This window comes from Isoptericola sp. b408, from assembly GCF_030588085.1.
GTDB lineage: Bacteria > Actinomycetota > Actinomycetes > Actinomycetales > Cellulomonadaceae > Isoptericola > Isoptericola sediminis.
Window position 1 is genome coordinate 995376 of the sequence record NZ_JAUQYQ010000001.1, and the last position, 26432, is coordinate 1021807.

The following is a 26432-nucleotide window of genomic DNA, read 5'->3' on the forward strand; positions in this document are numbered from 1 at the left end:
GGGCGGGGCGTCACCCGTGCTGCCAGGATCTCCACAGGTGCGCGTACTCGCCGTCGGCCTCCACGAGTTCCTCGTGCGGGCCGATCTCGGTGATCCGACCACCGTCGACCACGGCCACCCGGTCGGCGTCGTGCGCGGTGTGCAGCCGGTGCGCGATCGCCACCACCGTCCGCCCGCTGAGCACGGCGTTCAGGGAGCGCTCCAGGTGCCGGGCAGCCCGAGGGTCGAGCAACGACGTCGCCTCGTCGAGCACGAGCGTGTGCGGGTCGAGCAGCACCAGCCGGGCCAGCGCCACCTGCTGCGCCTGTGCCGGCGAGAGCGGGTGCCCGCCGGAGCCGACCTCCGTCTCGAGCCCGTCCGGCAGCGCCGCGGCCCACTCCCGGGCGTCGACGGCCCCCAGCGCCTCCCAGAGCTCCACCTCCGACGCCGTGGTGTCGGCCAGCCGCAGGTTCTCGGCCAGGGTCCCGACGAACACGTGGTGCTCCTGGGTCACCAGGGCGACCTGGCCCCGCAGGTCCTCCAGGGGCAGGTCCACCAGCGGGACGCCGCCGACGGTCACCGACCCACCGGTCGGCGGGTGGATCCCCGCGAGCATCCGGCCCAGCGTCGACTTGCCCGCACCCGACGGACCGACGACGGCGAGCCGCTCACCGGGCCGCAGGTCCACGGACACCCCGTGCAGGACGTCCTGCCCCTCCCGGTAGGCGTAGCGGACCTCGTGGGCCCGCACCTCGTCCGACGTCGGCACCTCACCGGAGGTGGTCCGGTCCGGTCCCACGAGCCCGACGCCGACCACGCGGGCCAGCGCCACGGCGGCGACCTGCAGCTCGTCGAGCCAGAACACCAGGTCGAAGACCGGTCCGCCCATCTGGTGCGCGTAGAAGGCGATGGTCGCCACGGCACCGATGGTGGTCAGGTCCTGCGAGACCAGCCAGGCGCCCCAGACGATCGCGGCGACGGGGGCGACCGCCACCGCGGTGTCGAGGGCGGGGATCAGCCGCTGGCGCAGCCCGAGGGTGTAGCTCTCGGCGGCGAAGGCCTCCGACAGGTTCCGGCGCAGTCGACGGCGCATCCGGGATCCGAGCCAGAGGGCGTCCGCGGTGCGTGCCCCTTCGACGGCCTCGGTGATCGTGCCGTTGACGGTCGCGTACGCGGCCGACTCGCGCAGGTAGCCCGGTGTCGCCCGGCGCAGGTACCAGCGGACGGCGACCACGATGACCGGCACGCCGACCAGCAGGCCGAGGGCGACCAGCGGGTCGGTGAGGAAGGCCGCCACCAGCGTCAGCCCGATCGTCACGACGCACACCAGCACCCGCGGCACGCCGAAGCGGACCGCGTGCTGCAGCTTGTTGACGTCGTTGGTGGTACGGGCGACGAGGTCGCCGGTCCCCGCCTTCTCGACGATCGACAGGGGCAGTCGCGTGGCCGTGGTCATGAACTGCTCGCGCAGCTCGGCGAACACCTGCTCGCCGAACACCATGGAGAGGCGTTGCGTGAACCGCGTCACGACGGCCTGCACGACGACGGCGCCCACCAGGATCAGTGCGATCCGGTCGACCCGCGCCACGGTGGTGCCGGTGGTGACCTCGTCGATGAACCGGCCCATGAGGAACGGCCCGGTCAGCCCCGCCACCGCGGCGAGGGCGTGCAGCGTCGCGATGCCGGCGAGCTCGCCGCGGTGGCTGCGGAACAGCCGGCCCACGGTGCGGCGGACCGCGTGCCGGTCGGCGATCGGCAGCCGGTTCGAGGACTCCGTCGGCGTGGACGGCGGTGCGGACGTGGTCGGGCTCATCGGGTGGCTCCTTCCAGGGCGGGTCCGGCCCCGCCGGCGGCCGGTGCCTCGGCATCCGCCGCGGCGTCCGGTGCGGGTTCGGCCATGGACCGCCCGACGACGGCGCGGTACCGGACGCCGTGCTCGTCCGGGCGGCCGAGCAGCTCGGCGTGCGTCCCGCGGGCGACGACGCGGCCGTCCACGGACAGCAGAACGGCCTCGTCGACGTGGTCGAGGACCAGCGGGCTGGCGGTGACGACCAGCGTGGTCCGTCCACGCCGGACCTCGGCGACGCGTTCCGCGATCCGTGCCTCGGTGTGCGCGTCCACGGCGCTGGTCGGCTCGACGAGCACGAGGATCTCGGGGTCGGTGAGCAGGGCACGGGCCAGCGCGACGCGCTGACGCTGGCCGCCGGACAGCGACCGGCCCTTCTCCGGCAGCTCCCCGCTGAGACCACCGGGGACGGAGTCGAGCACGTCCTGGGCGTCCGCGGCCAGGATCGCGGCCGTCAGCTCGGCCTCGCTCGCCCGGCCACGGGCGTCGAGCTCCTCACCGAGGATCCCGGAGAAGAGGTGCGGCGTCGCCTCGGAGACGACCACACGGTGGCGCAGCGTCTCCTTGTCGAGCTCGGCGAGCGGCACGCCGCCGAGCGTGACGGGTGTGACGGCCTCGGCGTCGTCGTCGAACCGGCCCAGCCGTGTGGCCACGGCGGCCGACACGTCGGGGTCGGCGCACACCAGCGCCAGCACCCGCCCCGCGGGGACCACGAGTCCCGAGGCGCGGTCGACCAGCTCGCTGCCCGACGGCGGCGCCTCCGTGGGAGCGGCGGACGGGGGTGTCGCCTCGGTGATCCGCAGCACTCCGAGGATCTTGCGCGCGGAGACCACCGCGTTGGTGGACGCCTGCAGCATCTGCGTGGCCATCTGCACCGGCCAGGCGAGGAACGCGGTGTACCCGTAGAAGGTCACGAGCTCGCCGGCGCTCAGGTCGCCGCGCACGACGGCACGGGCACCCAGCCACAGGACGAGCGCGCCGAGCAGCCCGGGCAGCAGCACCTGCAGACCGTCGAGGACGGACTGGACGCCGGCGACCCGTACGCCACGGCGTCGCACCTCCTGCGACTGGCGTGCGTAGCGTGCGGAGAAGACGTCCTCGCCACCGATGCCGCGCAGGATCCGCAGGCCGGACACGGTGTCGGCGCCGAGCGCGGTGAGCCGGCCCACCGACTCGCGATGGTCCTGCTGGCGACGCTGCAACGGGCGGACCAGCAGCGCGAGCGCGGCGGCCACGAGCGGTATCCCCAGAGCCACCACGAGGCCGAGCACCACGTCCTGGGAGACGAGGTAGCCGGCTGCGGCGACGTACGCGAGCACGCCGCCGACGAACCGGCCGGACATGGCGAACATGTCGCCGGCTCGCAGGGCGTCGTTCGCGACGGCCGCCACGACCTCACCGGTGGGCAGCTTCTGCGTGACGGCGTGGCCGGCGCGGGTCGCCTTCTCCCCGACGAGGGTGGTGAACGAGAAGGAGGCCCGCAGCCAGTTCTCCACGTCGAAGGTGTGGCTGAGGACGCCGGCGACGACGATCGCGGCACCCGACACGAGCATCAGGCCGCACCACAGGAGCAGCTCGGTCCCGAACCCCGCGGCCAGACCCGAGTCGACCGCGCGGCCGAGCAGGAGGGGTGCGGCGGCGGCGGCGAGCAGGGAGACGCTGCCCGCCGAGACCGCCCTGACGATCACGGAGCGCTGACGCCACGCCTGCCAGCCCAGCAGGCGGGCGGGCGAGGACAGCGGCGGGGAGCCCGGGTCGGGCAGGGGGAGCGGGAGCACGGTCGTCAGAGTAGGGCGGGCCGGACCCGTCGGGCACCGGAATTTCCCCGCCTATCCTGGTGCCGTGAGCACCGAGCAGAACACCCCGACGGCCACCACCGACCAGGCGGCGACCGCCATCCGCAAGGCACGCGGCGCCCTGACCCGCTACCGGGTGCTGGCGATCGTCACCGGCGTCATGCTGCTCGTGCTCTGCGTGGAGATGGTCTTCAAGTACCTGGTCCCGGTCCAGGCCGTCATCGACTACATGGGCTGGGTGCCCTTCGCCCACGGGTGGATCTACGTCGTCTACCTGGTCACGGTGCTCGACCTGTGGGCCAAGATGCGCTGGAGCTTCGGCCGGCTGACCACGATGGTGCTGGCGGGTGTGGTCCCGGTGATGTCGTTCGTGCTGGAGAAGCGGGTGCACGCCGACGCCGACGCCAAGCTCGTGGCGCTCGCCGACCGGTACGGGGTGTGACGGTGCACGCCGACGCCCCGGACCGGACGACCGACCGGCTGGCGCCCCTGGTCGACCCGGCGCCCGGGCTGACCGACGCCGAGCTGGACCGGTACGCACGGCATCTCGCGCTGCCCGGGCTGGGCCTCGACGGGCAGCGGCGGCTCGCGGCCGCCCGGGTGCTCGTGGTCGGTGCCGGTGGGCTCGGCAGCCCGGCCCTGCTGTACCTGGCGGCCGCCGGCGTCGGCGTGATCGGGGTCGTCGACGACGACGTCGTGGACGTCACGAACCTCCAGCGCCAGGTGCTGCACGGCCAGGCGGACCTGGGCCGGCCCAAGACGACGTCGGCGGCCGCGGCGATCGCGGAGGTCAACCCGCACGTCGAGGTGGTCGAGCACCCGGTGCGCCTGGACCCCGGCAACGTCCTGGACGTGCTGGGCGGCTACGACGTCGTGCTCGACGGGGCCGACAACTTCCCGACCCGCTATCTCGTCTCCGACGCCGCCGAGGTCCTCGGGCTCCCCGTGGTGTGGGGGTCGATCGACCGCTTCGACGGCCAGGTCAGCGTCTTCTGGGGCGCCCCGCGGTACACGGCGGCGGACGGCGGGACCACGTCCCGCCGGGGCGTCACCTACCGCGACGTCTTCCCCGACCCGCCGCCGCCCGGCGTCGTCCCGGACTGCGCCACCGGCGGCGTGCTCGGCGCGATGTGCGGCACGGTCGGCTCCGCGATGGCCACCGAGGCCCTCAAGCTGATCACGGGAGTCGGCGACGTCCTGCACGGGCGGCTCGCCGTGCACGACGCCCTCGCCGCGGACTGGCGCTCGCTCACCGTCCGGCCCGACCCGGCGCGCGAACCCGTCACGGCGATGCTGCCGGGTGACGACGCGTACGTGGCCTTCTGCGGGCTGGCGCCGGCCGGGGACCCGGGCCCCGGGTCGCCGGAGGTCACCGTCGCCGACGCCCGGGCGCTGCTCGCGGCCGAGCGCCCCGCCGTCCTGGTGGACGTGCGTGAGGAGTGGGAGGCCCGGGCGCGCCCCGTGGCCGGCGCCCGGCTCGTGCCCAGCGGGACGTTCCTCGGCACCGCCGCGGGAGCCCCGGACGCGGCGGCCCGGTCCGCGCTCGACACCCTGCCCACCGACCGGCCGGTGCTGCTCGTGTGCGCGGCCGGGCCGCGGTCGACGAAGGTCGCCCGGGTGGCCCGGGCGGCGGGCCTCGACGCGCGGTCCGTCGTCGGCGGCGTCCCCGCGCTGCTCGGCTGAGCGACCCTCCTACAGGGCGAGGTCGAGCCGCCCCTCGGGCGGCGAGCTGGCGAGCGCACCCTCGCGCCGCGGGATGCGGCCGGCCCCGGCCGCGAGCCGCCCCGCCTCGGTGGCCAGCCGCATCGCGCGGGCCATGCGCACGGGGTCCTCGGCCCGCGTGACCGCGGTGGCGAGCAGCACCCCGGAGCAGCCGAGCTCCATCGCCAGCGCGGCGTCGGACGCCGTCCCGATCCCCGCGTCCAGGATCACCGGGACGCGGGCGGCCTCCGCGATCGCCGCGATGTTGCGCGGGTTGAGGATCCCGAGCCCGGAGCCGATCGGTGCGCCGAGCGGCATCACCGCCGCGCAGCCGACGTCCTCGAGGCGCCGGGCGAGGATCGGGTCGTCGTTCGTGTAGGGCAGCACGACGAACCCGTCGCGGACGAGCTCGTCGGCGGCCTCGACCAGGCCCACCGGGTCGGGCAGCAGCGTGACGTCGTCGGCGATCACCTCGAGCTTGACCCAGTCCGTCCCGCACGCCTCACGGGCGAGCCGGGCGGTGAGCACCGCCTCGCGCACGGAGAAGCACCCGGCCGTGTTCGGCAGGGCGCGGATGCCGAGGCGTTCCAGCAGCCCCCAGATCCCCGCGTCCCGGGTCGCCTCGCCGCCGGCCCGCGGGGCCACGCGGCGCATCGCCACCGTGGTCAGCCCCGTGCCGGAGGCGACCAGGGCCTCCTCCAGCGTGAGCAGGTTGGCGGCGCCCCCGGTGCCCATCACCAGCGGGGAGGCGATCTCGGTCCCTGCGACGACGAGCGGTGCGGTGCCGTCGGCGGTCGGGTCGGTCGTGGTCATGGTTCCTCCTCAGCCGCCCTGGACGGCGGTGACGATCTCGACGCGGTCGCCGGCGCGCACCGCCGTGGACTCCCAGGCGCCGCGCGGCACGACGACGTCGTCCACGGCGACGGCCACGCCGCGGACCTCCCCGTCGGTGACGTGCCCGGGTGCCAGGTGCGCCACCAGCGCGGTGAGCGGCACGGTGCCGGTCGGCCCGAGGTCGTAGGGAGCGCCGTTCACCAGGGCCCGGCTGCGGGCGGGGGCGGTGTGCCGGTCGGTGCTGGTCATCGGGGTCCTCCGTCGGTGCGGCGGGTGTCGGGGTCGGGCGGCGGGAACCGGCGCGGGTCCGACGCCCGGAGGGCGGCGAGCAGGGTCGGCGGGTCGGCGCGGGTGACGTCGACGTCGAACCACGAACCCGTCAGGCCCGCCACGACGATCTCGGCCGTGAGGGGGGCGAGCAGGATGCCGTTGCGGTGATGGCCGGTGGCCAGGTGGAGACCGGGCACGTGGGTCGGACCGACCAGCGGCAGGTTGTCCGGCGTCGCCGGCCGGGCCCGGGGCGTGACCTCGACGAGCGCCGCCTCGTCGATCGCCGGCAGGAGAACGCGGGCGTCCCGCAGCAGCGCGAACACCCCGCCGGCGGTGGCGCGGCGGTCGTCGGGGTTCTCCTCCGTCGTGGCCCCGACCACGATCTCGCAGTGCCCGGCCCACGGCCCCTCGGTCGCCGGTGTCCGGCCCACGACGTAGACGGGCCGGCCCTGGACGAGGCCGCGCACGACGTGCCGCGGCGTCAGGTCCGGGTCGGCCTGGAGCCGCAGGGTCTGGCCCTTGACGGGGCGGACCGGGACCGTGACGTCAGGCAGGTCCGCCAGGAGCGGCGCGGACGCCCAGCCGGCGGCCACGACGGTCGAGCCGGCGCGGTGCACCCGGCCCGCGTCGTCGAGCGCGCCGACGACGCGTCCGTCGTGCCGCACGAGCCGGACCGCGGCCCGCGGGACGACCGCGCCGTGCCCGTCGGCGATCGCCCGCTGCAGGGCGGCGTGCACGGCGCGGGGGTCGACGGCGTGGTCGCCCGGGACCCAGGCGGCACCGCTGAGCCGCGGTCCGAGCAGCGGTTCGTGCCGGCGCGCCTCGGCGATGGTCAGCACCCGCGAGCTCACCGCGTGCCGGGCCTGCAGCGCGAGGAGCCGTCGCAGCAGCGCGGCGTCGGTGTCGTCGTAGGCGAGGGTGAGCGTGCCGGACTCCCGCAGCCCGACCCCGGTGCCGGCGGCGGCCTCCAGGTCGGCGGCGAACGTCAACCAGCGGCCGGCGGCGGCCAGGTGCAGGGCCAGCGCGGCGTCCTCGGTGAACTCGGCCTCGGTGGCCGGGGCGAGCATGCCCGCTGCCGCCCGGGTCGCCCCGTCGCCCGCGTCGGGGTCCAGGACGGTGACGCTGAGCCCGGCCTCGAGCGCGCGCCACGCCACGGCGAGGCCGATGATGCCGCCGCCCACGACGAGGAGGTCACGCACGCCGTCCGGCGGCGTGGACAGGGGTCGGTCCACGGTGCTCCCTTCGCTGGCATGATCCAGATCAGGTTCGACGGTCGGCGCCCGGCGCCCTCTCAGCCTCCGCGAGGCTCCCGTGCTGCGCCCACCCTACTCCCGCCGGTCCCTAGACTCGGCCCCGATGGAGACCTCCGACCTGCGCGCACGCCTCGCCGACGCCCGCCTCTACCTGTGCACCGACGCCCGCGAGGAGCGCGGCGACCTGGAGGAGTTCCTGCACGCCGCGCTGCGGGGCGGCGTGGACGTCGTCCAGCTCCGCGACAAGACCCTCGACGTCGCCCGCGAGCTCGAGCTGCAGGCGCTGGTGGCGCGGGTCGCGACCGAACACGGCGCGCTGTGGGCGGTCAACGACCGGGCGGACGTGGCCGGGCTCACCGGTGCACCCGTGGTGCACATGGGGCAGGGGGACCTCCCGGTGCCGGCGGTGCGGACCCTGCTCGGCCCGGCCCCGGTCCTGGGCCGGTCCACCCACTCGGCCGCGCAGGCGGCCGCGGCGGAGGCCGACGGGGACGTCGACTACTTCTGCGTGGGCCCCCTCTGGGCGACGCCCACCAAGCCGGGCCGGACCGCCGTCGGCATCGACCTGCTGCGCGAGGTGGCCCGCACCGCGCCGACCACGCCCTGGTTCGCCATCGGGGGGATCGACGCCGACCGGCTCGACGCGGTCCTCGACGCCGGGGCGCGACGGGTCGTCGTCGTCCGCGCGATCACGGAGTCCGCGGACCCCGAGCGGGCCGCGCGGACCCTGCGGCAGCGGCTCGGGGCCTGAGGCCGGCGGGCACCCCGGACCGGCGCGCGACGGCGGATAGGATGAGGCGGTGACGTCTCCCGCCACCGCTCCCGACAGCACGCCCCGACCCGTCCTCGTGGTCGACTTCGGCGCCCAGTACGCCCAGCTCATCGCCCGCCGCGTGCGCGAGGCGAACGTCTACTCCGAGATCGTCCCGCACACGTGGACGCCGGAGCAGATGCTCGCCCGCAACCCCGCGGCGATCATCCTCTCGGGCGGTCCGTCCTCCGTCTACGCCACCGGCGCGCCCTTCGTGGACGCCGCGCTCTTCGACGCCGGCGTGCCCGTGCTGGGCATCTGCTACGGCTTCCAGGCGATGGCGCAGGCTCTGGGTGGCAAGGTCGCCCAGACCGGGACCCGCGAGTACGGCGGCACCGAGGTCGAGGTGTGCTCGGCCGGCGTGCTGCTGGCGGACACCCCGACGACCCAGACCACCTGGATGAGCCACGGCGACTCCGTGCACGCCGCACCGGAGGGGTTCGAGGTGCTGGCGACGTCGTCCGGGTCGCCGGTGGCGGCCTTCGAGGACCGCGGCCGTCGCCTGTACGGCGTCCAGTGGCACCCCGAGGTCAAGCACTCGGCGCACGGGCAGACGGTGCTGGAGCACTTCCTCTACGAGGGTGCCGGGCTGCGGCCCGACTGGACGCCGGACAACGTCATCGCCGACCAGGTCGCCGCGATCCGCGCGCAGGTCGGGGACGCCCGTGTGGTCTGCGGGCTGTCCGGCGGCGTCGACTCCTCGGTCGCCGCGGCGCTCGTGCAGCGCGCGGTGGGGGACCAGCTGACCTGCGTGTTCGTCGACCACGGTCTGCTGCGCGAGGGTGAGGTGGAGCAGGTCGAGCGCGACTTCGTCGCCGCCACCGGCGTCAACCTGGTGGTCCGCGACGAGCGCAAGCGGTTCCTGGACGCCCTCGAGGGGCACAGCGACCCGGAGACGAAGCGCAAGATCATCGGCCGCGAGTTCATCCGCGTCTTCGAGGACGCCGCCCGCGACATCGTCGCCGAGGGGCACGAGCACGCCGTGCACGGCGAGGGCTCCGAGGTGAAGTTCCTGGTCCAGGGCACCCTGTACCCGGACGTCGTGGAGTCCGGCGGCGGCGAGGGCGCGGCCAACATCAAGAGCCACCACAACGTGGGCGGCCTGCCCGACGACCTGCAGTTCGAGCTGGTCGAACCGCTGCGCACCCTGTTCAAGGACGAGGTGCGCGCCGTCGGCCGCGAGCTGGGGGTCCCGGAGCCGATCGTCGCCCGTCAGCCCTTCCCGGGCCCCGGACTGGGTATCCGGATCATCGGCGAGGTCACGGCCGAGCGGCTCGAGGTCCTGCGGCGCGCGGACGCCATCGCCCGCGAGGAGCTGACGAAGGCTGGTCTGGACGGCGAGATCTGGCAGTGCCCTGTGGTGCTGCTGGCCGACGTGCGGTCGGTGGGCGTCCAGGGCGACGGCCGCACCTACGGCCACCCCGTCGTGCTGCGTCCCGTCTCCAGCGAGGACGCGATGACGGCGGACTGGACCCGGATGCCCTACGACGTGCTCTCGGTCATCTCCACCCGCATCACCAACGAGGTCAGCGAGGTGAACCGGGTCGTGCTCGACGTCACGAGCAAGCCCCCGGGCACCATCGAGTGGGAGTGACCGGGGAGCTCGCCGCGGCGCTGGCGACGGAGCCGGACGCCGTCACCACGACCCTCGGCGTCGTGCAGCGGGTGCTGGAGTACCTCGGCACGGTCGCGTTCGCGATCTCCGGGGCCTTCGCCGCCGGGCGCAAGCGCATGGACCTGGTCGGCGTCGTCGTCCTCGGCAGCGCCGTGGCCATCGGCGGCGGGACGCTGCGCGACCTGCTCATCGGCCGGACGCCGGTGTTCTGGGTGACCGAGCCGACGTTCCTGCTGGTCGGCGTGGTCGCGTCGCTCCTGGTGGTGCCGCTGGCGCGCACGCGCACCCTCGACCTGCTGCGCCGGCTGCAGATCATCGAGATCTCCGACGCGGCCGGCATGGCGCTGTTCGTCGTCATCGGCACGAACGTCGCGCTGTCCGCCGGGGCGAACGAGGTCTCGGCGGCCGTCGTCGGGGTGATGGCCGGGGTCGGCGGGGGCGTGATCCGCGACGTGCTGGCGAACGAGGTGCCGGAGGTGCTGAGCAACGCGCAGTTCTACGCCACGGCGGCGCTGCTCGGGGCGGCGGTCCAGCTCGGCCTGCGTCAGCTGGGGGCCGATCCGGCGATCGTGTTCTGGGTGCCGCTGGTGCTCATCCTCACGGTGCGTCTGCTCGCCGTCCGGCTCGGCTGGGGCATGCCGACGTTCTCGGTACCGGGTGAATGACGCCGGATTCCTGCTCTGACCTTCGGGTTCGTCGTGACGGGGCAGGTCGGGAGCGGTAAGTTGGCGGCCAGGGGCGTCAACTACCGGTCAACAACCGCAGAAGCGCTACGAGAGGCAGACTCATGTCCAGCTCTGTAACCGTCCAATCCGCCAAGGGTGTCCGCGGGATCGGCGTCTTCACCATCATCGCCGGCATCCTGATGATCATCGCCGGTGCCGTCGTCTGGTTCGTGGTCTCGTCCACGCTGTCCGACGAGCAGATCACGGTCTCCGACGACGCCAGCATGATGGCCGGCCAGGAGGTCGCCGGGCCCTTCACCGCCTACGCGCAGGCCGACGTCATCAACCAGCACGCGCTGGAGGCCTCGGAGGGCATGACGTACGCGGAGCTCGACCGCGAGGACCCGCGTCGTGACACGGTCATGAACGCCTCGTTCCTGCGGGCCTCGCTGTTCACCTCGGTGGTCTCGTTCGGCGTCTCCGCCCTGGTGATCGGCCTGGGCGTGATGTTCGTGCTCATCGGCTTCGCCCTCGTCCGGCTCGGGGGCCCGAAGGTCGCCGCGGCGGCCGCTCCGCCGGGCGGGCCCGCGCCGGCCAGGACCGCCTGAGTCGCAGCTCCCGGACCAGCACGGACGTCGGGGCGAGCACACCACTGCCGGTGTGCTCGCCCCGACGTGCGTGCGGGGTCAGCGACCGGTGCGTCGGCGCCGCCGGGCGGCCCCGACGACGGAGCCCACCACGAGGAGCAGGCCGGCGGTGCCGAGCACGAGGATGGCGGCCAGCTCGGCGTCGATGCTCGCCCCGGCGGTGCGGGCGAGCAGGCCGACCGCGACGGCCACCACGACGATGCCCCAGACGACGGTGCCGGTCCGCGGTCGGGCGCGCCCCGGGGCCGACACGTCCGGGTCGGGGCCGGGAGCAGTCGCGCTCGTGGCGGCGTCGGCGGTCGTGGACGTCGACTCCTGCGGGACGTCCCCGCGGGAGCCCGCGGTGTCCGCGGGGGAGCCCGCGGCGTCCCCGGCGGTGCTCGCGGCCTCCCGGGGGATCTCCACGGTCGGGTGGTCGGGAGAGGGCTCGGGCTCGGCGCCCGGTGTGCGGTACGGGTCGGTGCTCATCGGTCCTCCTGGATGACGATCTCTCCGGCGCGGGCGTCGACGTCGAGCAGCAGCACGGGCCCTCCCGCCTCGCTGGCCTCGTCGCTGGTGTAGGTGGTGGGGCCGCCGCTGAACCCGTCGACGGTGCGGTACTCGCCGTCCACGTCCCAGACGAACCTCCCGGCGCTGACGTCGACGGAGGCCACCACGGCCGCGTCGGCGGGGATCTCCACGACCGTGCGCCCGGCGGTCATCTCGATCGGGACCTCGACGGGCGACCCCGGCTCGACGTCGGTGAGGTCGAGCTCGGTGAGGTCCACCCACGCCTCGCCGAACTGGACCCGCACGCCCTCCTCGGCGGCCGCCACGGACCGCGGTGTGACCATGCCGGAGCTGACGGTGGTGCCCGACGAGGTCGTGACACCGCGCCCGTCGTCCCAGGGCCACTCGTCCCACCAGGTGTGCCGGTCGGCGAACGGCCACGTCACCAGGGTCGCGACGAGGCCGAGCACGGCGAAGGCGGTGAGCCACCCGCCGCGGCGTCCGCGCAGGCCGGTGACCACGAGGGCGGCGCCGACGATCGCGACCGTGGTCCCGAGCCACAGGCCCCACACCGGCATCGTCAGTCCCAGCACGATGTCGGCGGCCAGCAGCGCCGCTCCGGCCAGCAGCGCGAGGCCGACCACGACGCCGATCGTCCCGCCGCCCGCGGCGCGGACGGCCGGGGTGGTCGGCGCCGGCGTCCGGGGAGCCGGCGCGGCGGGCGGTGCCGAGGCGTAGGTCACCCGCGGCGCGGGTTCGAACGGGGCGGCCGACGGCCCCGGGGGGGCCTCGGCCGGTGCCGCCGGTGCCGCCGGTGCCGCCGGCGCGGCGGGCGGCGCTGCCCCGCCCTGCTGCCGGGAGCGGACGAGCTTGACGATCAGCCAGACCACGGCCACCCAGAACCCGATCCAGAACAGGACCGCGATCCACTCGGGGAACCCGTCCCACCAGGGCCAGATCCCGCCGCCCCAGCCGATGCCCGCGACGATCGTCAGGCCGGCGCCGAGGACCGCCACGTCGAACCTCCCGCGGATCGCCTCCTGCAGGTGGATCCGGCCGTCGGACGCCTCGGGGAGCAGCAGCCAGGCGGCGCCGTACAGCACCAGGCCCGCACCGGTGACGAAGAAGCTGAGGATCAGCAGGCCCCGCACCAGCAGCGGGTCGAGGCCGAACCGGTGGGCGACTCCGGCGGCGACGCCGCCGACCCAGCGGTCCTCGGCACGGGTGACACCCGTGCGGCGCAACGAGTCGAAGAAGCCGTCGCCGGCAGGACGTGGCGGTGGGGGCGGGGTCCCGGGACCGGTGTCGCCGGGGCCGGGGCCGCCGCTCGGTGGCGGGGTGTCGTTCGTGGTCATGTCCTCATCGTGCTCCGCGCGCGTGCCGGAAGGCATCGGGGGACGCCCTGAACCGACCCTGATTCCGGCGGTCACGACCCCGGATCCGGGGCGCGGCGGCACCCTGACGTGCCACGATCAGGGGGTGACGTCCCCGATCCCCACCCGGCTGCCGCTGCGCCGGCCCCGCCAGGGCCGGTGGGTCGGCGGCGTGTGCGCCGGGCTCGCGGCGCACCTCGACGTGCCGGTCGGGCTGGTCCGGCTGGCCCTGGTCCTGCTGACCCTCGCCGGCGGGATGGGACTCGCGGTGTACGTCTTCTGGTGGGTCACGGTGCCGGCCGGCGACCCTCAGGACACGGCCGTCGCCGCGCGGCCCGCCGCCGCCGCCCGACTGGCCCCCCGGCTGCGCCGCGCGGGCACCGTGCAGGCGATGTCCCGCCGCGACGTGATGATCGGTGTCGGCCTGCTCGTCGGCGCCCTGGTCCTGGTCGCCGTGCGTGCCGGCTGGGACCTCCCCTCGGCCTGGTTGCCGCTGCTCATCGTGGGCGGGGGCGCCGCCCTGGCCTGGAGCCAGCTGGACGCCGTGCAGCGCGCGCGGGCCGGGGAGGCCCCGGCCTCACGGTCCGGGATGCTGCTGCGCCTGGCGGGGGGCCTGGTCCTCGTGACCGCGGGCGTGCTGCTGCTGTTCGTCCAGGGCACCCCGCCGGGAGAGCTGCTCACGGTCACGCTCGCCTCCCTGGCGGTGCTCGTCGGCGTGGCGCTGGTGCTCGCCCCGTGGTGGCTCCGGCTGGTGCGGGAGCTGGGGGACGAGCGGGCGGCACGCGCCCGCGAGGCCGAGCGGGCCGACATCGCCGCCCACCTGCACGACTCGGTGCTGCAGACGCTGTCCCTCATCCGGGCCCGCGCGACGGATCCCGAGGAGGTGGCCCGTATGGCCCGCGCGCAGGAGCGCGAGCTGCGCGAGTGGCTGTACGACGACCGACCCGCGGAGGGCACGTCGCTCGCGGCCGAGCTGCGCGCCCTGGTGGGCGAGGTCGAGGACGGCCGCGCGGCCGAGATCGAGACGGTCGCCGTCGGCGACTGCCCGCCGACCGAGGCGACCACCGCGCTGCTGCAGGCCACCCGCGAGGCGTTGGTCAACGCCGCCGTGCACGGTGCCGCGCCGGTGACCGTCTACCTCGAGGTGACCGACACCGCGGTCGAGGTGTTCGTGCGGGACCGCGGCGACGGCTTCGACGTCGACGACGTCGCGCCGGACCGGTTCGGCGTGCGCGAGTCCATCCTGGGTCGGGTGCGGCGGCGTGGCGGCACCGCCGAGGTGACCAGCCGCCCCGGCTGGGGCACCGAGGTGCACCTGCTGGTGCCTCGGTCGGCCGACGTCCGCACCGCACCGTCCGCCGACTCGGCGTCGTCCGCCCCCGAGACCGAAGGAGTCCGCCCGTGACCGACACCCCGGTGCCCGTCGTGCTCGTCGACGACCACCACATGTTCCGTACCGGCGTGCGGGCCAGCCTGGACGAACGGGTCAGGGTCGTCGGGGAGGCCGCCGACGTCGAGGAGGCGGTGGCCGTCGTGCACGAGCACCGGCCGCCGGTGGTGCTCCTCGACGTCCACCTGCCCGGCGGCGACGGCGGTGGCGGGGCCGAGGTGGTGCGTCGTTGCACCGACCTGCTCACCGGGACGCGGTTCCTGGCGCTGTCGGTGTCCGACGCCGCGGAGGACGTGGTCGCGGTGATCCGGGCGGGGGCACGCGGCTACGTCACGAAGAACATCTCGGCGTCCGACCTGTCCGCCGCGGTCGTCCGTGTCGCCGGCGGGGACGCGGTGTTCTCCCCGCGGCTGGCCGGTTTCGTGCTCGACGCGTTCGGCACCTCGGCGGGCGACGTCGCGGTGGCCGACGACGAGCTCGACCGCCTCTCCCGGCGCGAGCAGCAGGTGATGCGGCTCATCGCCCGCGGCTACACCTACCGGGAGGTCGCCTCGGACCTGTTCATCTCGGTCAAGACCGTCGAGACCCACGTGTCGGCGGTGCTGCGCAAGCTGCAGCTGTCCAACCGCAACGAGCTGACCCGGTGGGCGGCCGCGCGGCGTCTGCTCTGACGGTCGTCGCGGTCGGCTCAGCGGGCGGCCCGGTAGCGGTCGACGACGATCTCGACGAGCTCCTCGGGAGCGGGGCCCTCCGGCAGCAGCAGCGGGGCGGAGGTCGTGTCGCCGCCGGCCCGCTCCGCCAGGGTCTGGAAGTAGCCGGGGGCGATGAGGTAGCTCGCCGTGGCCACCCGCGCCCCCGGGTGCTCCTCGCGCACGGCCGCGACGACGTCCCGCAGGGTCGGCGTGGCGTTGGCGAGGTAGCCGACACGGACCGGGTGCCCGGTGCGTGCGGCGAGCAGCTCGCCGGTGCGTTCGCAGTCGGCCACGGCCCGCGCGTCGGAGGACCCCGCCGCGGCCAGCACGACGACGTCGCCCGCGGCCAGCCCCGCGTCCGCCAGCCGACGCTCCAGGAGGTCCACCAGCCGGTCGTCCGGCCCGAGGGCCCCGGCGAGCGCGACCTGCTGCCCGGCGGCGACGGCGCCCTCGACGTCCTCGCGCAGGTCGACGTGCACGTGGAACCCGGCGGACAGCAGGAGCGGGACGAGCACGGTGGAGGTCTCGCGCAGCGCGGCCAGGCAGGTGGGCACGTCGGGCTCCTGGACGTCGACGAACCCGGCCCGGACCGGCACCGTGCCGGCGAGCCGGTCCGTGACGGCGTCGACCAGCCCGGCGACGGCGGCCGCTCCGGTCGCGGAGGACGTGCCGTGGGAGATCGCGAGGAGAGTCGGGACGGTCATGACGGGCACGCTACGCGACGGATCGTGCGGTCCGGTGTCGGCCGTGTCACGCCGTGTCACGAGGGGCTCACACCCTCGGTCGCGGCGGTGTGAGCCGCCCAGGCGGGTGACAGCCGCACGACGTCACCGATCACCGTGACCGCGGGCGGCTGCACGTCGGCCGCGGCGGCCCGGGCGGCGATGTCGGCCAGGGTGCCCACCGTGGCGCGCTGACGGGGTCCGTACCCGTCCTCGACCACCGCGACGGGGGTGTCGGCCGGGCGGCCGGCGGCGACCAGCGCCGTGGCCGTCGCGGCGAGGCGGGTGACGCCCATCAGCAGGACCAGCGTGTGCTCCGGCCCGCCGGGCACGGCGTCGAGCGCCTCGTGCGCGGTGAGGACGCTGAACCCGGCCGCCACCCCGCGGTGCGTGACCGGGATCCCGACGGCGGCCGGCACGGACACCGCCGACGTCACGCCGGGCACCACCTCGACGTCGAGACCCGCGGCCCGGCAGGCCGTCAGCTCCTCGCCGCCTCGGCCGAAGACGTACGGGTCCCCGCCCTTGAGCCGCACGACGTCGCGTCCGGCGCGCGCGTGCTCGACGAGGAGCTCGTTGATGCGCTCCTGCGGCACGGGATGGTTGCCGGCGGTCTTGCCCACGTCGATGACCTCGACGTCGTCCGCGAGCGCCGTCAGGACGCCCCGGGGGGCGAGACGGTCCACGACGACCACGTCGGCGCTCGCCAGGAGACGTCGCCCGCGTCCGGTGAGCAGTCCGGGGTCGCCCGGCCCGCCGCCGACGAGAGCGACGCGTCCGGTGCGGCCGCCGTCGGACCCGTCTCCCCGGACCTCGCGGACGCGACGCAGGGGCAGCTCGCCGGAGGTCAGCGCCGCCGCGACGGCGTCGCGCAGCCGGGCCGCGCGCCGGGGGTCACGACCGGCGTGCACGGACACGACGACGTCCGCCGCGGAGGGGTCCGGCCCGGAGTCGTCCGACGCCCGGGCATCCGCCGCGGGCAGGGAGGTGGAGGCGGGGACCCAGGCCGTGGCGGCGTCCGCGTCGGCCGCCACGACGCAGAAGGTCTGCGTCCGCTCGGCCTCGGCGGCCACCGCGCGGTCGACGGCGGGCACGCCGGTGGCGGTGTGCACGAGCCAGGCGCCGTCGAGGTCGCCCGCGCGGTACGCGCGAGCGGTGTGCTCGATCGTGCCGGCGGCGGCCGCGTCGGCCAGCTCGTCGACCACGACCGGGGACACGACGCGCACGCGCGCGCCGGCGTCCAGCAGGCCGCGGGTACGACGCGCGGCGACCGGCCCGCCGCCGACCACGACGACGAGCCGGTCCCGCACGCGCAGACCCAGGGGGTAGATGTCGTTCACAGGGTGTTCCTCGTCGGTCTCAGATGTGCAGGCCGCACTCGGACTTGTCCGCCCCCGCCCAGCGGCCGGCCCGGGCGTCCTCGCCGGGAGCGACGCGCCGGGTGCACGGTTCGCAGCCGATCGACGGGTAGCCGTCCTGCAGCAGCGGGTTGACCGTCAGTCCGTGCCGCAGGGCGTAGCCCACCAGCTCGTCGTCGCTCCACGCCGCGATCGGGTTGATCTTGACCAGGTTGTTGGACGCGTCCCACGCGACGAGCTCGGCCCTGGCGCGGGATCCGGAGTCCGCCCGGCGCACACCCGTGGCCCAGGCCTCGTAGCCCGCGAGCACGCGGCGCATCGGCTCGACCTTGCGCATGCGGCAGCAGGCCTCCGGGTCGCGGGCGAACAGGTCGGGGCCGTAGGCGTCGTCCTGCTCCGTGACGCTGAGCAGCGGGCGCACGTCCACGACGGTGACGTCGAGGGAGTGCGCGACGGCGTCCCGCGTGCCGAGCGTCTCGGCGAAGTGGTAGCCGGTCTCGCCGAACAGCACGTCCACCCAGGGGAGCTGGGCGCTGACGAGGGCGGCCAGGACCGAGTCGGTCATGGACGAGGCCACGGCGAGGGAGTCGCCGAACTCCGCCACCGCCCAGGCGACGACCTCCTCGGCCGAGGCCTCGTCCGCCGACCCGGGCCCGGACCCGCCGAGCTCCCGACGGCCGCGCTCCGCGATCTGCGACAGCTCGACGTCGGAGCGCCGTCGGCGCTCGCGGCCGTCCACCCGGGCGTTGCGGCGGGCGCGCGACATCTCCCGCTCGGCGGACCGACGCCGTGCGGCTGCGGCGGCCCCGGCCAGCGAGGACGTGCCGGATCGCGTCCCGGCGGTGGGGCCGACGCCGAGACCGACCTGGACCGCCGTCACTGCAGCACCGCCTCGTCGGCGCGATGGGCCCACTCGGCGAACGACTCGCCGTCGGTGCGGTCTGCCGCGTAGCGGCGGACGACGCGTTCGACGTAGTCCGCGATCTCGGTGGCGGGGACCTTGAGCCCGCGCACCGTGCGCCCGAGCCCCCCGGCGTCGTGGCCCTGACCGGCGAGGCTGCCGCCCAGGTGGACCTGGAAGCCCGGCATCTGCTCGCCGTCGACGGTGATGATCTGGCCCTTGAGCCCGATGTCCGCCGTCTGGATGCGGGCGCAGGAGTTGGGGCAGCCGTTGACGTTCAGCGAGATCGGGCGGTCCAGCTGCTCGGCCTGCTCGTCCAGCCGCTGCTCCAGCTCGGCGATGACCCGTGCCGCGGTGTCCTTGGTGTCCACGATGGCGAGCTTGCAGAACTCGATGCCCGTGCACGCGATCGTGTTGCGTCGGAACAGGGAGGGCCGCGCGGTCAGGCCCAGCGGTTCCAGACCGTCGACCAGCTCGTCGACGCGGTCGGCGGGCACCCCCAGCACGACGACCTTCTGGTGGGCGGTGAGCCGGGCGGAGCGGGCCCCCACCGACTCGAGCAGGTCGGCGAGGCCGGTCAGGGTCCCGCCGCCCACGCGGCCCACGACCGGTGCCGCCCCGACGTAGAGGTCCCCGTCCTTCTGCTCGTGGACCCCGACGTGGTCGCCGGGCCTGGTCGCGGGCGCCGGGGGAGGACCGTCGGGCAGGGCGTACCCGAGGTACTCGGTCTCGAGGACCTCGCGGAACTTCTCCGGGCCCCAGTCCTTGAGCAGGAACTTCAGCCGGGCCTTGTTGCGCAGCCGGCGGTAGCCGTAGTCGCGGAAGATCCGGATCACGCCGTGCCAGACGTCGGGAGCCTGGTCCGCCGTGACGAACACGCCGAGGCGCTCGCCCAGGCGCGGGGCGGTGGACAGGCCCCCGCCGACCCACAGGTCGAAGCCAGCACCCCGCTCGGGGTGCTCCACCCCGACCAGCGAGATGTCGTTGATCTCGTGCACGACGTCGAGGCTGGGGTGGCCGGAGATGGCGGTCTTGAACTTGCGGGGCAGGTTCGCGAGCGCGGGGTCGCCGATGAAGCGGCGCTTGATCTCGTCGATGACCGGCGTGGCGTCGATGATCTCGTCGGAGGCGATGCCGGCGACGGGGCTGCCGAGGAAGGCGCGGGGCGAGTCGCCGCAGGCGGTCGTGGTCTCGAGACCGACGGTGTCGAGGCGGCGCCAGATCTCCGGCATGCTCTCGATCTCGATCCAGTGGTACTGGATGTTCTGCCGGTCGGTGACGTCCGCGGTGCCGCGGCCGAACTCGTCCGAGATGCCGCCGAGCACGCGCAGGGCGTCCGGGGTCAGCTCCGCGCCGTCGGTCCGCACGCGCAGCATGAAGTAGCGGTCCTCGAGCTCGTGCGGCTCGAGCGTGGCGGTGCGGCCGCCGTCGATGCCGGGCTTGCGCTGGGTGTAGAGGCCCCACCAGCGGAACCGGCCGTGCAGGTCGTCGTCGGCGATGGAGTCGAAGCCCTCGTGGGCGTACGTCGACTCGATGCGCTCCCGCACCTCGAGCGGCGGCCCCTCCTGCTTGAACTCCTCGTTGTGGTTCAGCGGCGTGGTGCCGTCGATCTTCCACTGGCCGTTCGGCTTCGGTGTCCGGGCGGGGCGTGCCGGGCGGCCGGCGGCGTCCTGCGGCGTGGTGGTCTGCGTCGTCATCGGGGGAGAGTCCTCGGGTCCTCGGGGTGGGACGCGCGCGACGACGGGACTCAGCGGGGGTGGGTGAGGACCGACGGCGCGCGCCGGTGCTCAGGTCCGCGGTGCGGAGGTGCTGAGAGGGGCGCGATCAGCGACAGCAGCACTGACAGCTGCACATGCACAGGTGCAGCGGGCACGCCGACATGGCACGACGGTTCGTCGTGCGCGTCCGGGGCGTGGCCGTGGTCATGGCGACGAATGTAACCCGAGGCGGTCGGCCCGCGAAAGCAGCGGTCCGCATCATGGGACGTGCGCGCGGCACGTGAGGCGTCCCACGGCTGCGGTGGTCCGGGCGCCACCGTCCCGTCGCTAGGCTGGCCCCCATGGAGTTCCTCTACAACATCTTCACGGTGCTGCACTTCGTCGGGTGGGCCATCGTCCTGGGTGGCTACCTCGCCTCGCTGCGCACCCCGGGCCTGTACCGCGGCGTGTTCCACGGGGCCGCGACCGCCCTGGTGGCAGGCATCCTCATGGTGGGCGTCGCCGAGGTCGGCGGTCTATGGGAGGACCCCGACGACGCTCCTTCTATGGCGAAGATCGGCGTGAAGCTCGCGGTCGCCCTGGTCATCACGGTGCTCGCCTTCGTCGCCAAGCGGCAGGGCCGCAAGGGGGACAACGGCACGGGTGCCGTCACCCCCGGCCTCAAGCACACGATCGGCGCCCTGACGCTGGTCAACATCGTCGTCGCCGTCTTCTGGTGACCCACCTTCCTCCCGTCGCACCCTCCGGGGGCGGCGCGTGAGCGTGCTCGGCGAGGTCCTCGTCGGCCTCGCGATCGCCGTCGGCCTCGTCGGCATCGTCGTCCAGGTGCTGCCGGGCAACGCCCTGGTCGGCGGCGCCCTGCTGCTGTGGGCCTGGGCCACGGGCGGGACGACGGCGTGGGTGGTCTTCGCCGTCGCCGCCCTGCTGATCGTCGCGGCCGAGACGGGCAACTGGCTCGTGGCCGGCCGGCACATGCGGCGTGCCGAGGTGCCGTGGTTCACGCTCGCCGTCGGGGGCATCGCGGGGATCGTCGGGTTCTTCCTGGTGCCCGTGGTCGGGCTCTTCCTGTTCTTCACCCTCGCGGTGATGCTCGTCGAGCTCGTGCGGCGCCGCGACCGAGCGGCCGCCTGGCAGGCGACCGTCGCCGCGCTCCAGGCGACCGCGATCACCATCGGCATCCAGCTCCTCGGCGGGCTGCTGGCGACCGGCGTCTGGATCGTCGGGCTCGTCCTCACCTGAGCCGCGGGACGCACGGGCGTGTGACGATGACGCCGTGGAGATCCTCACCCGTCGACTCGACGACCTCGGCCCCCGGACCGTCTTCGACCTGTGCCGGTTGCGGCAGGACGTCTTCGTCGTCGAGCAGGCGTGCGCCTACCCGGACCTCGACGACCGCGACCTCGAGCCCGCGACGCGGCACGTCCTGCTGCTCGACGCGGGTCGGCTCGTGGGGACCGCCCGCGTGCTCGACGACGGCGGCGAGCAGCGCGTCGGACGCGTCGTCTGCCACCCGGACGTGCGCGGGACCGGCGCCTCCGCCGTGCTCATGCGGGCTGCGGTGGAGGCCGCCACGACCGCCTCGCCGGGCCAGGACGTCGTGCTCGGCGCCCAGTCCCCGCTGGTCGGCTGGTACGCCACCTTCGGGTTCGTGCCGGACGGCCCCGAGTACCTCGAGGACGGGATCCCGCACACGCCCATGCGGCGGGTCGGGGCGGGCGCCTCGACGAGCTAGCGGGGTGCGACCAGCCGGCGTCAGCCGAGGTCGATGTTCAGCCGTGAGGGCGACGGCGAGGGCGACACGGCCGGGACGCTCTCGATCTCGACCGGCGTGACGGCCACGTCGACGGCGTAGGAGCCGTCGAGCTGCTCGTCCAGCGCGGTCCGCAGGTCGGCGAGCTCGGGCAGGTCGTCCGCGGCACCGGCCAGGTCGACCTGGACGGTGCCGTCGGAGACCGAGACGGAGGTCAGGGTGAGCCGCGAGGAGTCGGGCAACCAGTCGTCGACGACCCCCTGGGCCGTGCGCTGCTGGGACGACGTCTCGAGCAGGCCGTCCGTGGTCAGCAGCAGCGGTAGCAGGATCACCAGCGCCGCGGTGACGAACGGTGCCATCGTGAGCAGGATCTTGCGGCCGCCGCGCCGCAGCTGACGCGGGTCGGCCACCCCGGTGAGGACGAACACCACGGCCGCCGCCAGCACGATCGAGACGAAGTTGGTGCCGAACAGCAGCAGGGCCCCGCCCGCGTCACCCAGGCGGCCGTCGCTGAGCGCGACGCCGACCACGGACAGCGGCGGGACCAGCGCCACGGCGATGGCGACACCGCCGAGGGAGGCGGCGACCCGCCGGTCGACCGTGGCGAAGGCGCCCGCGGCCCCGGCGGCGATCGCGACGAGCATGTCGAGCAGGGTCGGTTCCACGCGGGAGGTGATCTGGCTGTTCGTGTCGAACGGCACCACGATCGGCACCCAGGCGGCGATGACGAAGGCGAGGAGGATCGCCACCGCCGTCCCGGCCAGGATCAGGGCCAGGGAGCGCACGGCACGGAACGCCCAGCCGCTGACCAGGGCGGCCGCGAGCCCCAGGATGGGCGTCATGAGCGGGGCGACGAGCATCGCCCCGATGACCACCGCCGTCGAGTCCTGCAGGACGGCGAGGGTGGCGATGCACACGCTGAGCACGAGCATCGTCCACCAGGCGATCTGCTTGGCGGCCATCTCGGGACGTTCGAGGTAGAGCTGGTCGGCGATCTGCACCCGCCGCGTCGTCCCGACGTCCACGTGCTCGACCCAGGTCCAGATGATCTCGGTGAACGAGGGGTACAGCCCGTCGGGCGCCGGGAGCCGGCCGGCGGCGACGCGGTACCCGTAGGCGAGGGTGATCGAGCCCCCGAGGACGGCGACGACGCCGACCATCGCCGCGATCCAGTCGACGTACGCGCCGGGGACGGCGAGGATCAGCACGGACAGGGCGAGCCCGACGCCGCCGGCGGCGAATCGCGGGGCCCGCTTGTCGCGGGACCTGCTGAACGCGGCCAGCAGCAGCGTGAGCACGCTGCGGAAGAGCAGGTAGATCGCTCCGAGCAGGATGGTGGCGGCCAGCGCGGCGCGGGCCGACAGCAGGAAGACCAGCGCGAGCAGGACGGAGGCGAGACCGCGGACGGCGGACGTCATCCGGACCGTCGCGCGGACCTGCCGGCGCCGCACGGTCGTCCACAGGTCGTTCGCGCCCGAGACCAGCAGGCCGATGCCGACGACCGCCTCCGTCAGCTCGTGGGACAGGGCCGGCACCAGCACCAGCACCAGGCCGACGGCCAGCGCGATGGCCCCACCCACGGTCGAGGGGTTGACCAGGCGTCTCGGGTGGGCCAGCAGCTCCTGGAGGCTCAGGACGGGTGGAGCGCCGGCGGTCGTCCCGGTGCTCTCGGTGCTCTCGGTGCCGCCTCGTGCGGGGCTCTCCATGCGGAGACGATAGCGAGGGTAGGACCGCCCGGCGCGGCGTCGGGTGTCGGCCGCACCGCCTAGGCTGGGTGCGCCATGACTTCGCTCTTCGACAGCCTCTCGCTCCCCGGACTGGATCCGGCGCCCGCCGGCGACACCGCACGCCTGCCCACGACCGCACCGCGGTGGGACGACGGCGGCGCTCCGGACTGGGTGCCCGAGCCGCCTACGGAGCCGGGGGCGGGTGCCGGCGCCGACACCGAGGAGGCCGAGGCGCTGCTGGAGGGCCTGAACGAGCCGCAGCGCGAGGCCGTCGTGCACGCCGGGGCGCCCCTGCTCATCGTCGCCGGTGCGGGCTCGGGCAAGACGCGCGTGCTGACCCATCGCATCGCGCACCTGCTGGCGACCCGGCGCGCGCGGCCGGGGGAGATCCTGGCGATCACCTTCACGAACAAGGCCGCGGCCGAGATGCGCGAGCGGGTCGAGCAGCTCGTGGGGCCGGCGGCCCGGCGGATGTGGGTGTCCACGTTCCACTCCGCCTGCGTGCGCATCCTGCGCCGTGAGGCCACGACCCTGGGGCTGCGCTCCAGCTTCTCCATCTACGACGCGGCCGACTCCCAGCGGCTGATCACCCTCGTGTGCCGGGAGCTGGACCTCGACGTCAAGAAGTACCCGCCGCGCTCGCTGGCGCGGAAGATCAGCGACCTGAAGAACGAGCTGGTCGACCCGGACGCCTACGCGCAGCAGGCCGGTACCGACGCGACCGAGGAGGGGTGGCGCGAGCGGGCGGTGGCCGGCGGCGGGATCGCCGACGCCTCGGTGCCGGCGTTCGACACGGTGCTCGCCGACGTCTACCGGCGCTACCAGGCGCGGCTGGCACAGGCCAACGCGCTGGACTTCGACGACATCATCATGACGACGGTCAACCTGCTCCAGGCGTTCCCGAACGTCGCCGAGCACTACCGACGCCGGTTCCGGCACGTGCTGGTCGACGAGTACCAGGACACCAACCACGCGCAGTACGTCCTGGTGCGCGAGCTCGTCGGCGGCACGCCGGGGGACGAGCCCGGCCAGCAGGACGCGGTCCCGGCCGAGCTGACGGTGGTGGGTGACGCCGACCAGTCGATCTACGCCTTCCGCGGGGCCACGATCCGCAACATCGTCGAGTTCGAGCAGGACTACCCGGACGCGAGGACGATCCTGCTCGAGCAGAACTACCGCTCCACGCAGAGCATCCTGTCGGCCGCGAACGCCGTCATCGCGCGCAACACGGGTCGTCGTCCGAAGCGGCTGTGGACCGACGCCGGGGACGGGGCGAAGATCGTCGGCTACGTCGCCGACGACGAGCACCACGAGGCCCGGTTCGTCGCCGAGGAGATCGACCGGCTCGGGGACACCGCGGGCGTGCGTCCCGGCGACGTGGCGATCTTCTACCGCACGAACGCCCAGTCGCGGGCGCTGGAGGAGGTGCTGATCCGCGTCGGGCTGCCGTACAAGGTGGTCGGCGGGACCCGGTTCTACGAGCGCCGGGAGGTCAAGGACGCCGTCGCCTACCTGCGGGCGCTGGCCAACCCGGACGACGACGTCTCGGTGCGCCGGGTGCTCAACGTGCCCAAGCGGGGACTCGGGGACAAGGCCGAGTCGCTCGTGGCCGGGTTCGCCGCGGCGGAGCGCATCTCCTTCGGCGCCGCCCTGCAGCGCGTCGACGAGATCCCCGCCGTCACCACCCGCACGCTGAAGCCGCTGCGGGCGTTCGCCACGATGATGGCCGACCTGCGGGCGATGGTCGAGGACGACGCCACCCCGGCGGAGGTCCTCGGCGCGGTCCTGGACCGGACGGGGTACCTCGCCGAGCTGCGGGCCAGCGACGACCCGCAGGACGCCACCCGTGTCGAGAACCTCGCCGAGCTGCACGCCGTGGCCGCCGAGTTCACCGAGATGGACCCCGAGGGCGACCTGGCTGACTTCCTCGAGCGCGTCTCGCTGGTGGCCGACGCCGACCAGATCCCCGACGAGGACGTCGCCGACGGGGGCGCCGAGCACGCGCACGACGAGGAGCCGGTCGAGGACCCGGGCGTGGTCACCCTGATGACGCTGCACACGGCCAAGGGCCTGGAGTTCCCCGTCGTGTTCCTCACCGGCATGGAGGACGGCACCTTCCCGCACATGCGCTCGCTGCACGACGACGCCGAGCTGGCCGAGGAGCGGCGGCTCGCCTACGTGGGCATCACCCGGGCGCGCGAACGGCTCTACCTGTCGCGGGCGGGCACCCGCTCGGCGTTCGGGATGGCCAACGAGTTCCCGCCCAGCCGGTTCCTCGACGAGATCCCGGCCGAGCTCGTCGACTGGCGGCGGGCGGAGTCGGCCACGCAGACGTTGCGGCGCGGCGGCTCGACCTGGGGCGGCGGCGCCTACGGTGCCGGCCGCGCACCGGCACGCGCCGGGTCCGGTGCCGGGTCGCGGGCGGCGGCGGGGAAAGCGCCGTCGAGCGGTCCGCCGCGGCCGATCGGCCGGACGGGCGGCGGGTCCGGCGGGCCGCGGTTCGGGTCGGCGACACCGCGCCAGGACACCGACATCCCGTCGCTGGCGGTGGGGGACAAGGTCACCCACGACGCGTACGGGGCGGGCACGGTGGTCGGCCTGGAGGGGACCGGTCAGAATGCCGTGGCGAAGATCGACTTCGGTGCCGACGGCACGAAGCGCCTGCTGCTGCGTTTCAGCCCCGTCACCAAGCTGTAGGCGCGAAACGTCCGAGATGCCTGCCGCGGCGGGCGAGGGCGTCCCCCCGGGGCCTGTGGAATCGATCACGTCGAGGGGGCAGAATGCGCTGTGGGTGCCGTGGCCGGACGGCGGCGCACTACTCTGGAGCGCAGATGTCTTGACGTCGAGACATCGCTCAGGCCGGCCTCTGCCGACCCAGGGGCACAACCGATGGAA

General features: G+C 74.7%; 24 protein-coding genes and 1 riboswitch. Of the genes, 12 read left to right on the plus strand and 12 right to left on the minus strand.

Annotated features, from left to right (window positions below; genetic code table 11):
• Window positions 1–10 precede the first annotated feature (10 nt).
• Both Q6347_RS04710 and Q6347_RS04715 read right to left on the minus strand, forming a co-directional pair.
• Window positions 11–1792 (minus strand): ABC transporter ATP-binding protein, encoded by a 1782-nt coding sequence (locus Q6347_RS04710; RefSeq protein WP_304606791.1) that lies wholly within the window; start codon window positions 1790–1792, stop codon window positions 11–13.
• Window positions 1789–3603 carry an ABC transporter ATP-binding protein gene (locus Q6347_RS04715; protein ID WP_304602486.1) on the minus strand — a complete coding sequence of 605 codons (1815 nt, stop codon included), beginning with the start codon at window positions 3601–3603 and terminating at the stop codon, window positions 1789–1791. The genes Q6347_RS04710 and Q6347_RS04715 overlap by 4 nt, the downstream gene beginning before the upstream one ends.
• A 64-nt stretch (window positions 3604–3667) precedes the next feature.
• Here Q6347_RS04715 and Q6347_RS04720 point away from each other — a divergent pair, with 64 nt between their 5' ends.
• Window positions 3668–4063, plus strand: a complete 396-nt coding sequence (locus tag Q6347_RS04720; RefSeq protein WP_171246350.1) for a DUF3817 domain-containing protein — start codon at window positions 3668–3670, stop codon at window positions 4061–4063.
• Between the two features lie 2 nt (window positions 4064–4065).
• Window positions 4066–5304, plus strand: a complete 1239-nt coding sequence (locus Q6347_RS04725) for a ThiF family adenylyltransferase (protein ID WP_304606792.1) — start codon at window positions 4066–4068, stop codon at window positions 5302–5304.
• Between the two features lie 9 nt (window positions 5305–5313).
• Here the strand turns inward: Q6347_RS04725 and Q6347_RS04730 are convergent, their stop codons facing one another.
• The 3 genes from Q6347_RS04730 to thiO form a co-directional block, all read right to left on the minus strand.
• The gene (locus tag Q6347_RS04730) at window positions 5314–6135 is read right to left on the minus strand and encodes a thiazole synthase (RefSeq protein WP_304606793.1); all 822 of its coding nucleotides are present in this window, start codon (window positions 6133–6135) and stop codon (window positions 5314–5316) included.
• A gap of 9 nt (window positions 6136–6144) precedes the next feature.
• Window positions 6145–6405: a sulfur carrier protein ThiS gene (gene thiS, locus Q6347_RS04735; RefSeq protein WP_304606794.1), complete on the minus strand. Its 261-nt coding sequence runs from the start codon at window positions 6403–6405 to the stop codon at window positions 6145–6147.
• Window positions 6402–7658, minus strand: coding sequence for a glycine oxidase ThiO (gene thiO / locus Q6347_RS04740; RefSeq protein WP_304606795.1), 1257 nt, complete (start codon window positions 7656–7658; stop codon window positions 6402–6404). Before thiO ends, thiS begins: the two co-directional genes overlap by 4 nt.
• Window positions 7647–7749, minus strand: a riboswitch (TPP riboswitch). (Overlaps the previous gene by 12 nt.)
• A gap of 33 nt (window positions 7750–7782) precedes the next feature.
• On the opposite strand from thiO, the gene thiE reads away from it, so the two are divergent.
• The 4 genes from thiE (at window position 7783) to Q6347_RS04760 (ending at window position 11378) form a co-directional block, all read left to right on the plus strand.
• On the plus strand, window positions 7783–8430 hold the full coding sequence (thiE, locus tag Q6347_RS04745; RefSeq protein ID WP_304602481.1) for a thiamine phosphate synthase: 648 nt from the start codon (window positions 7783–7785) through the stop codon (window positions 8428–8430).
• Window positions 8431–8479: 49 nt separating this feature from the next.
• Complete coding sequence (guaA, locus tag Q6347_RS04750; protein WP_304606796.1) at window positions 8480–10084, plus strand: glutamine-hydrolyzing GMP synthase; 1605 nt, start codon at window positions 8480–8482, stop codon at window positions 10082–10084.
• Window positions 10081–10770, plus strand: a complete 690-nt coding sequence (locus Q6347_RS04755; protein ID WP_304602479.1) for a trimeric intracellular cation channel family protein — start codon at window positions 10081–10083, stop codon at window positions 10768–10770. The genes guaA and Q6347_RS04755 overlap by 4 nt, the downstream gene beginning before the upstream one ends.
• Before the next feature lie 122 nt (window positions 10771–10892).
• A complete protein-coding gene (locus tag Q6347_RS04760) occupies window positions 10893–11378 on the plus strand; it encodes an aromatic ring-opening dioxygenase LigA (RefSeq protein WP_171246344.1) in 486 nt (161 codons plus the stop codon).
• A gap of 78 nt (window positions 11379–11456) precedes the next feature.
• On the opposite strand, the gene Q6347_RS04765 is transcribed toward Q6347_RS04760, so the two are convergent.
• Together Q6347_RS04765 and Q6347_RS04770 are read right to left on the minus strand one after the other, a co-directional pair.
• Window positions 11457–11885, minus strand: a complete 429-nt coding sequence (locus Q6347_RS04765; protein ID WP_304606797.1) for a hypothetical protein — start codon at window positions 11883–11885, stop codon at window positions 11457–11459.
• A complete protein-coding gene (locus Q6347_RS04770; protein WP_304606798.1) occupies window positions 11882–13261 on the minus strand; it encodes a PspC domain-containing protein in 1380 nt (459 codons plus the stop codon). The genes Q6347_RS04765 and Q6347_RS04770 overlap by 4 nt, the downstream gene beginning before the upstream one ends.
• 124 nt (window positions 13262–13385) lie before the next feature.
• Between Q6347_RS04770 and Q6347_RS04775 the strand changes: the two genes are divergently transcribed.
• Together Q6347_RS04775 and Q6347_RS04780 are read left to right on the plus strand one after the other, a co-directional pair.
• Window positions 13386–14684, plus strand: a complete 1299-nt coding sequence (locus Q6347_RS04775) for an ATP-binding protein (RefSeq protein ID WP_304602476.1) — start codon at window positions 13386–13388, stop codon at window positions 14682–14684.
• Window positions 14685–14725: 41 nt separating this feature from the next.
• The gene (locus tag Q6347_RS04780; protein WP_216077385.1) at window positions 14726–15340 is read left to right on the plus strand and encodes a response regulator transcription factor; all 615 of its coding nucleotides are present in this window, start codon (window positions 14726–14728) and stop codon (window positions 15338–15340) included.
• A gap of 17 nt (window positions 15341–15357) precedes the next feature.
• Here Q6347_RS04780 and Q6347_RS04785 read toward each other — a convergent pair whose 3' ends face one another.
• Genes Q6347_RS04785 through Q6347_RS04800 form a run of 4 tightly spaced genes read right to left on the minus strand, consistent with a single transcriptional unit; the run spans window position 15358 to window position 20039 of the window.
• Window positions 15358–16065, minus strand: a complete 708-nt coding sequence (locus tag Q6347_RS04785; protein WP_171246340.1) for a sirohydrochlorin chelatase — start codon at window positions 16063–16065, stop codon at window positions 15358–15360.
• Between the two features lie 56 nt (window positions 16066–16121).
• Window positions 16122–17423: a uroporphyrinogen-III C-methyltransferase gene (gene cobA, locus Q6347_RS04790; protein ID WP_304606799.1), complete on the minus strand. Its 1302-nt coding sequence runs from the start codon at window positions 17421–17423 to the stop codon at window positions 16122–16124.
• A 19-nt stretch (window positions 17424–17442) separates the two neighbouring features.
• Window positions 17443–18321: a phosphoadenylyl-sulfate reductase gene (locus tag Q6347_RS04795; RefSeq protein WP_304602474.1), complete on the minus strand. Its 879-nt coding sequence runs from the start codon at window positions 18319–18321 to the stop codon at window positions 17443–17445.
• Window positions 18318–20039 carry a nitrite/sulfite reductase gene (locus tag Q6347_RS04800; protein ID WP_304602473.1) on the minus strand — a complete coding sequence of 574 codons (1722 nt, stop codon included), beginning with the start codon at window positions 20037–20039 and terminating at the stop codon, window positions 18318–18320. The genes Q6347_RS04795 and Q6347_RS04800 overlap by 4 nt, the downstream gene beginning before the upstream one ends.
• A 362-nt stretch (window positions 20040–20401) precedes the next feature.
• Here Q6347_RS04800 and Q6347_RS04805 point away from each other — a divergent pair, with 362 nt between their 5' ends.
• Genes Q6347_RS04805 through Q6347_RS04815 form a run of 3 tightly spaced genes read left to right on the plus strand, consistent with a single transcriptional unit; the run spans window position 20402 to window position 21792 of the window.
• Complete coding sequence (locus Q6347_RS04805; RefSeq protein ID WP_304606800.1) at window positions 20402–20779, plus strand: hypothetical protein; 378 nt, start codon at window positions 20402–20404, stop codon at window positions 20777–20779.
• 37 nt (window positions 20780–20816) lie between these two features.
• A complete protein-coding gene (locus Q6347_RS04810) occupies window positions 20817–21299 on the plus strand; it encodes a DUF456 domain-containing protein (protein ID WP_304602471.1) in 483 nt (160 codons plus the stop codon).
• A gap of 34 nt (window positions 21300–21333) precedes the next feature.
• The gene (locus tag Q6347_RS04815; RefSeq protein WP_304602470.1) at window positions 21334–21792 is read left to right on the plus strand and encodes a GNAT family N-acetyltransferase; all 459 of its coding nucleotides are present in this window, start codon (window positions 21334–21336) and stop codon (window positions 21790–21792) included.
• Window positions 21793–21812: 20 nt separating this feature from the next.
• Here Q6347_RS04815 and Q6347_RS04820 read toward each other — a convergent pair whose 3' ends face one another.
• Window positions 21813–23516: a DUF389 domain-containing protein gene (locus tag Q6347_RS04820; protein WP_304602469.1), complete on the minus strand. Its 1704-nt coding sequence runs from the start codon at window positions 23514–23516 to the stop codon at window positions 21813–21815.
• Between the two features lie 75 nt (window positions 23517–23591).
• Between Q6347_RS04820 and pcrA the strand changes: the two genes are divergently transcribed.
• The gene (gene pcrA / locus Q6347_RS04825) at window positions 23592–26234 is read left to right on the plus strand and encodes a DNA helicase PcrA (RefSeq protein ID WP_304606801.1); all 2643 of its coding nucleotides are present in this window, start codon (window positions 23592–23594) and stop codon (window positions 26232–26234) included.
• Window positions 26235–26432 lie beyond the last annotated feature (198 nt).

Coding starts and splice junctions, on each gene's coding strand:
- Q6347_RS04770 (WP_304606798.1), bottom strand. CDS start 13,261: ATGACCACGAACGACACCCCGCCACCGAGCGGCGGCCCCGGCCCCGGC.
- Q6347_RS04760 (WP_171246344.1), top strand. CDS start 10,893: ATGTCCAGCTCTGTAACCGTCCAATCCGCCAAGGGTGTCCGCGGGATC.
- Q6347_RS04765 (WP_304606797.1), bottom strand. CDS start 11,885: ATGAGCACCGACCCGTACCGCACACCGGGCGCCGAGCCCGAGCCCTCT.
- Q6347_RS04710 (WP_304606791.1), bottom strand. CDS start 1,792: ATGAGCCCGACCACGTCCGCACCGCCGTCCACGCCGACGGAGTCCTCG.
- pcrA (WP_304606801.1), top strand. CDS start 23,592: ATGACTTCGCTCTTCGACAGCCTCTCGCTCCCCGGACTGGATCCGGCG.
- Q6347_RS04805 (WP_304606800.1), top strand. CDS start 20,402: ATGGAGTTCCTCTACAACATCTTCACGGTGCTGCACTTCGTCGGGTGG.
- Q6347_RS04785 (WP_171246340.1), bottom strand. CDS start 16,065: ATGACCGTCCCGACTCTCCTCGCGATCTCCCACGGCACGTCCTCCGCG.
- thiE (WP_304602481.1), top strand. CDS start 7,783: ATGGAGACCTCCGACCTGCGCGCACGCCTCGCCGACGCCCGCCTCTAC.
- Q6347_RS04800 (WP_304602473.1), bottom strand. CDS start 20,039: ATGACGACGCAGACCACCACGCCGCAGGACGCCGCCGGCCGCCCGGCA.
- Q6347_RS04820 (WP_304602469.1), bottom strand. CDS start 23,516: ATGGAGAGCCCCGCACGAGGCGGCACCGAGAGCACCGAGAGCACCGGG.
- thiS (WP_304606794.1), bottom strand. CDS start 6,405: ATGACCAGCACCGACCGGCACACCGCCCCCGCCCGCAGCCGGGCCCTG.
- Q6347_RS04730 (WP_304606793.1), bottom strand. CDS start 6,135: ATGACCACGACCGACCCGACCGCCGACGGCACCGCACCGCTCGTCGTC.
- Q6347_RS04780 (WP_216077385.1), top strand. CDS start 14,726: ATGTTCCGTACCGGCGTGCGGGCCAGCCTGGACGAACGGGTCAGGGTC.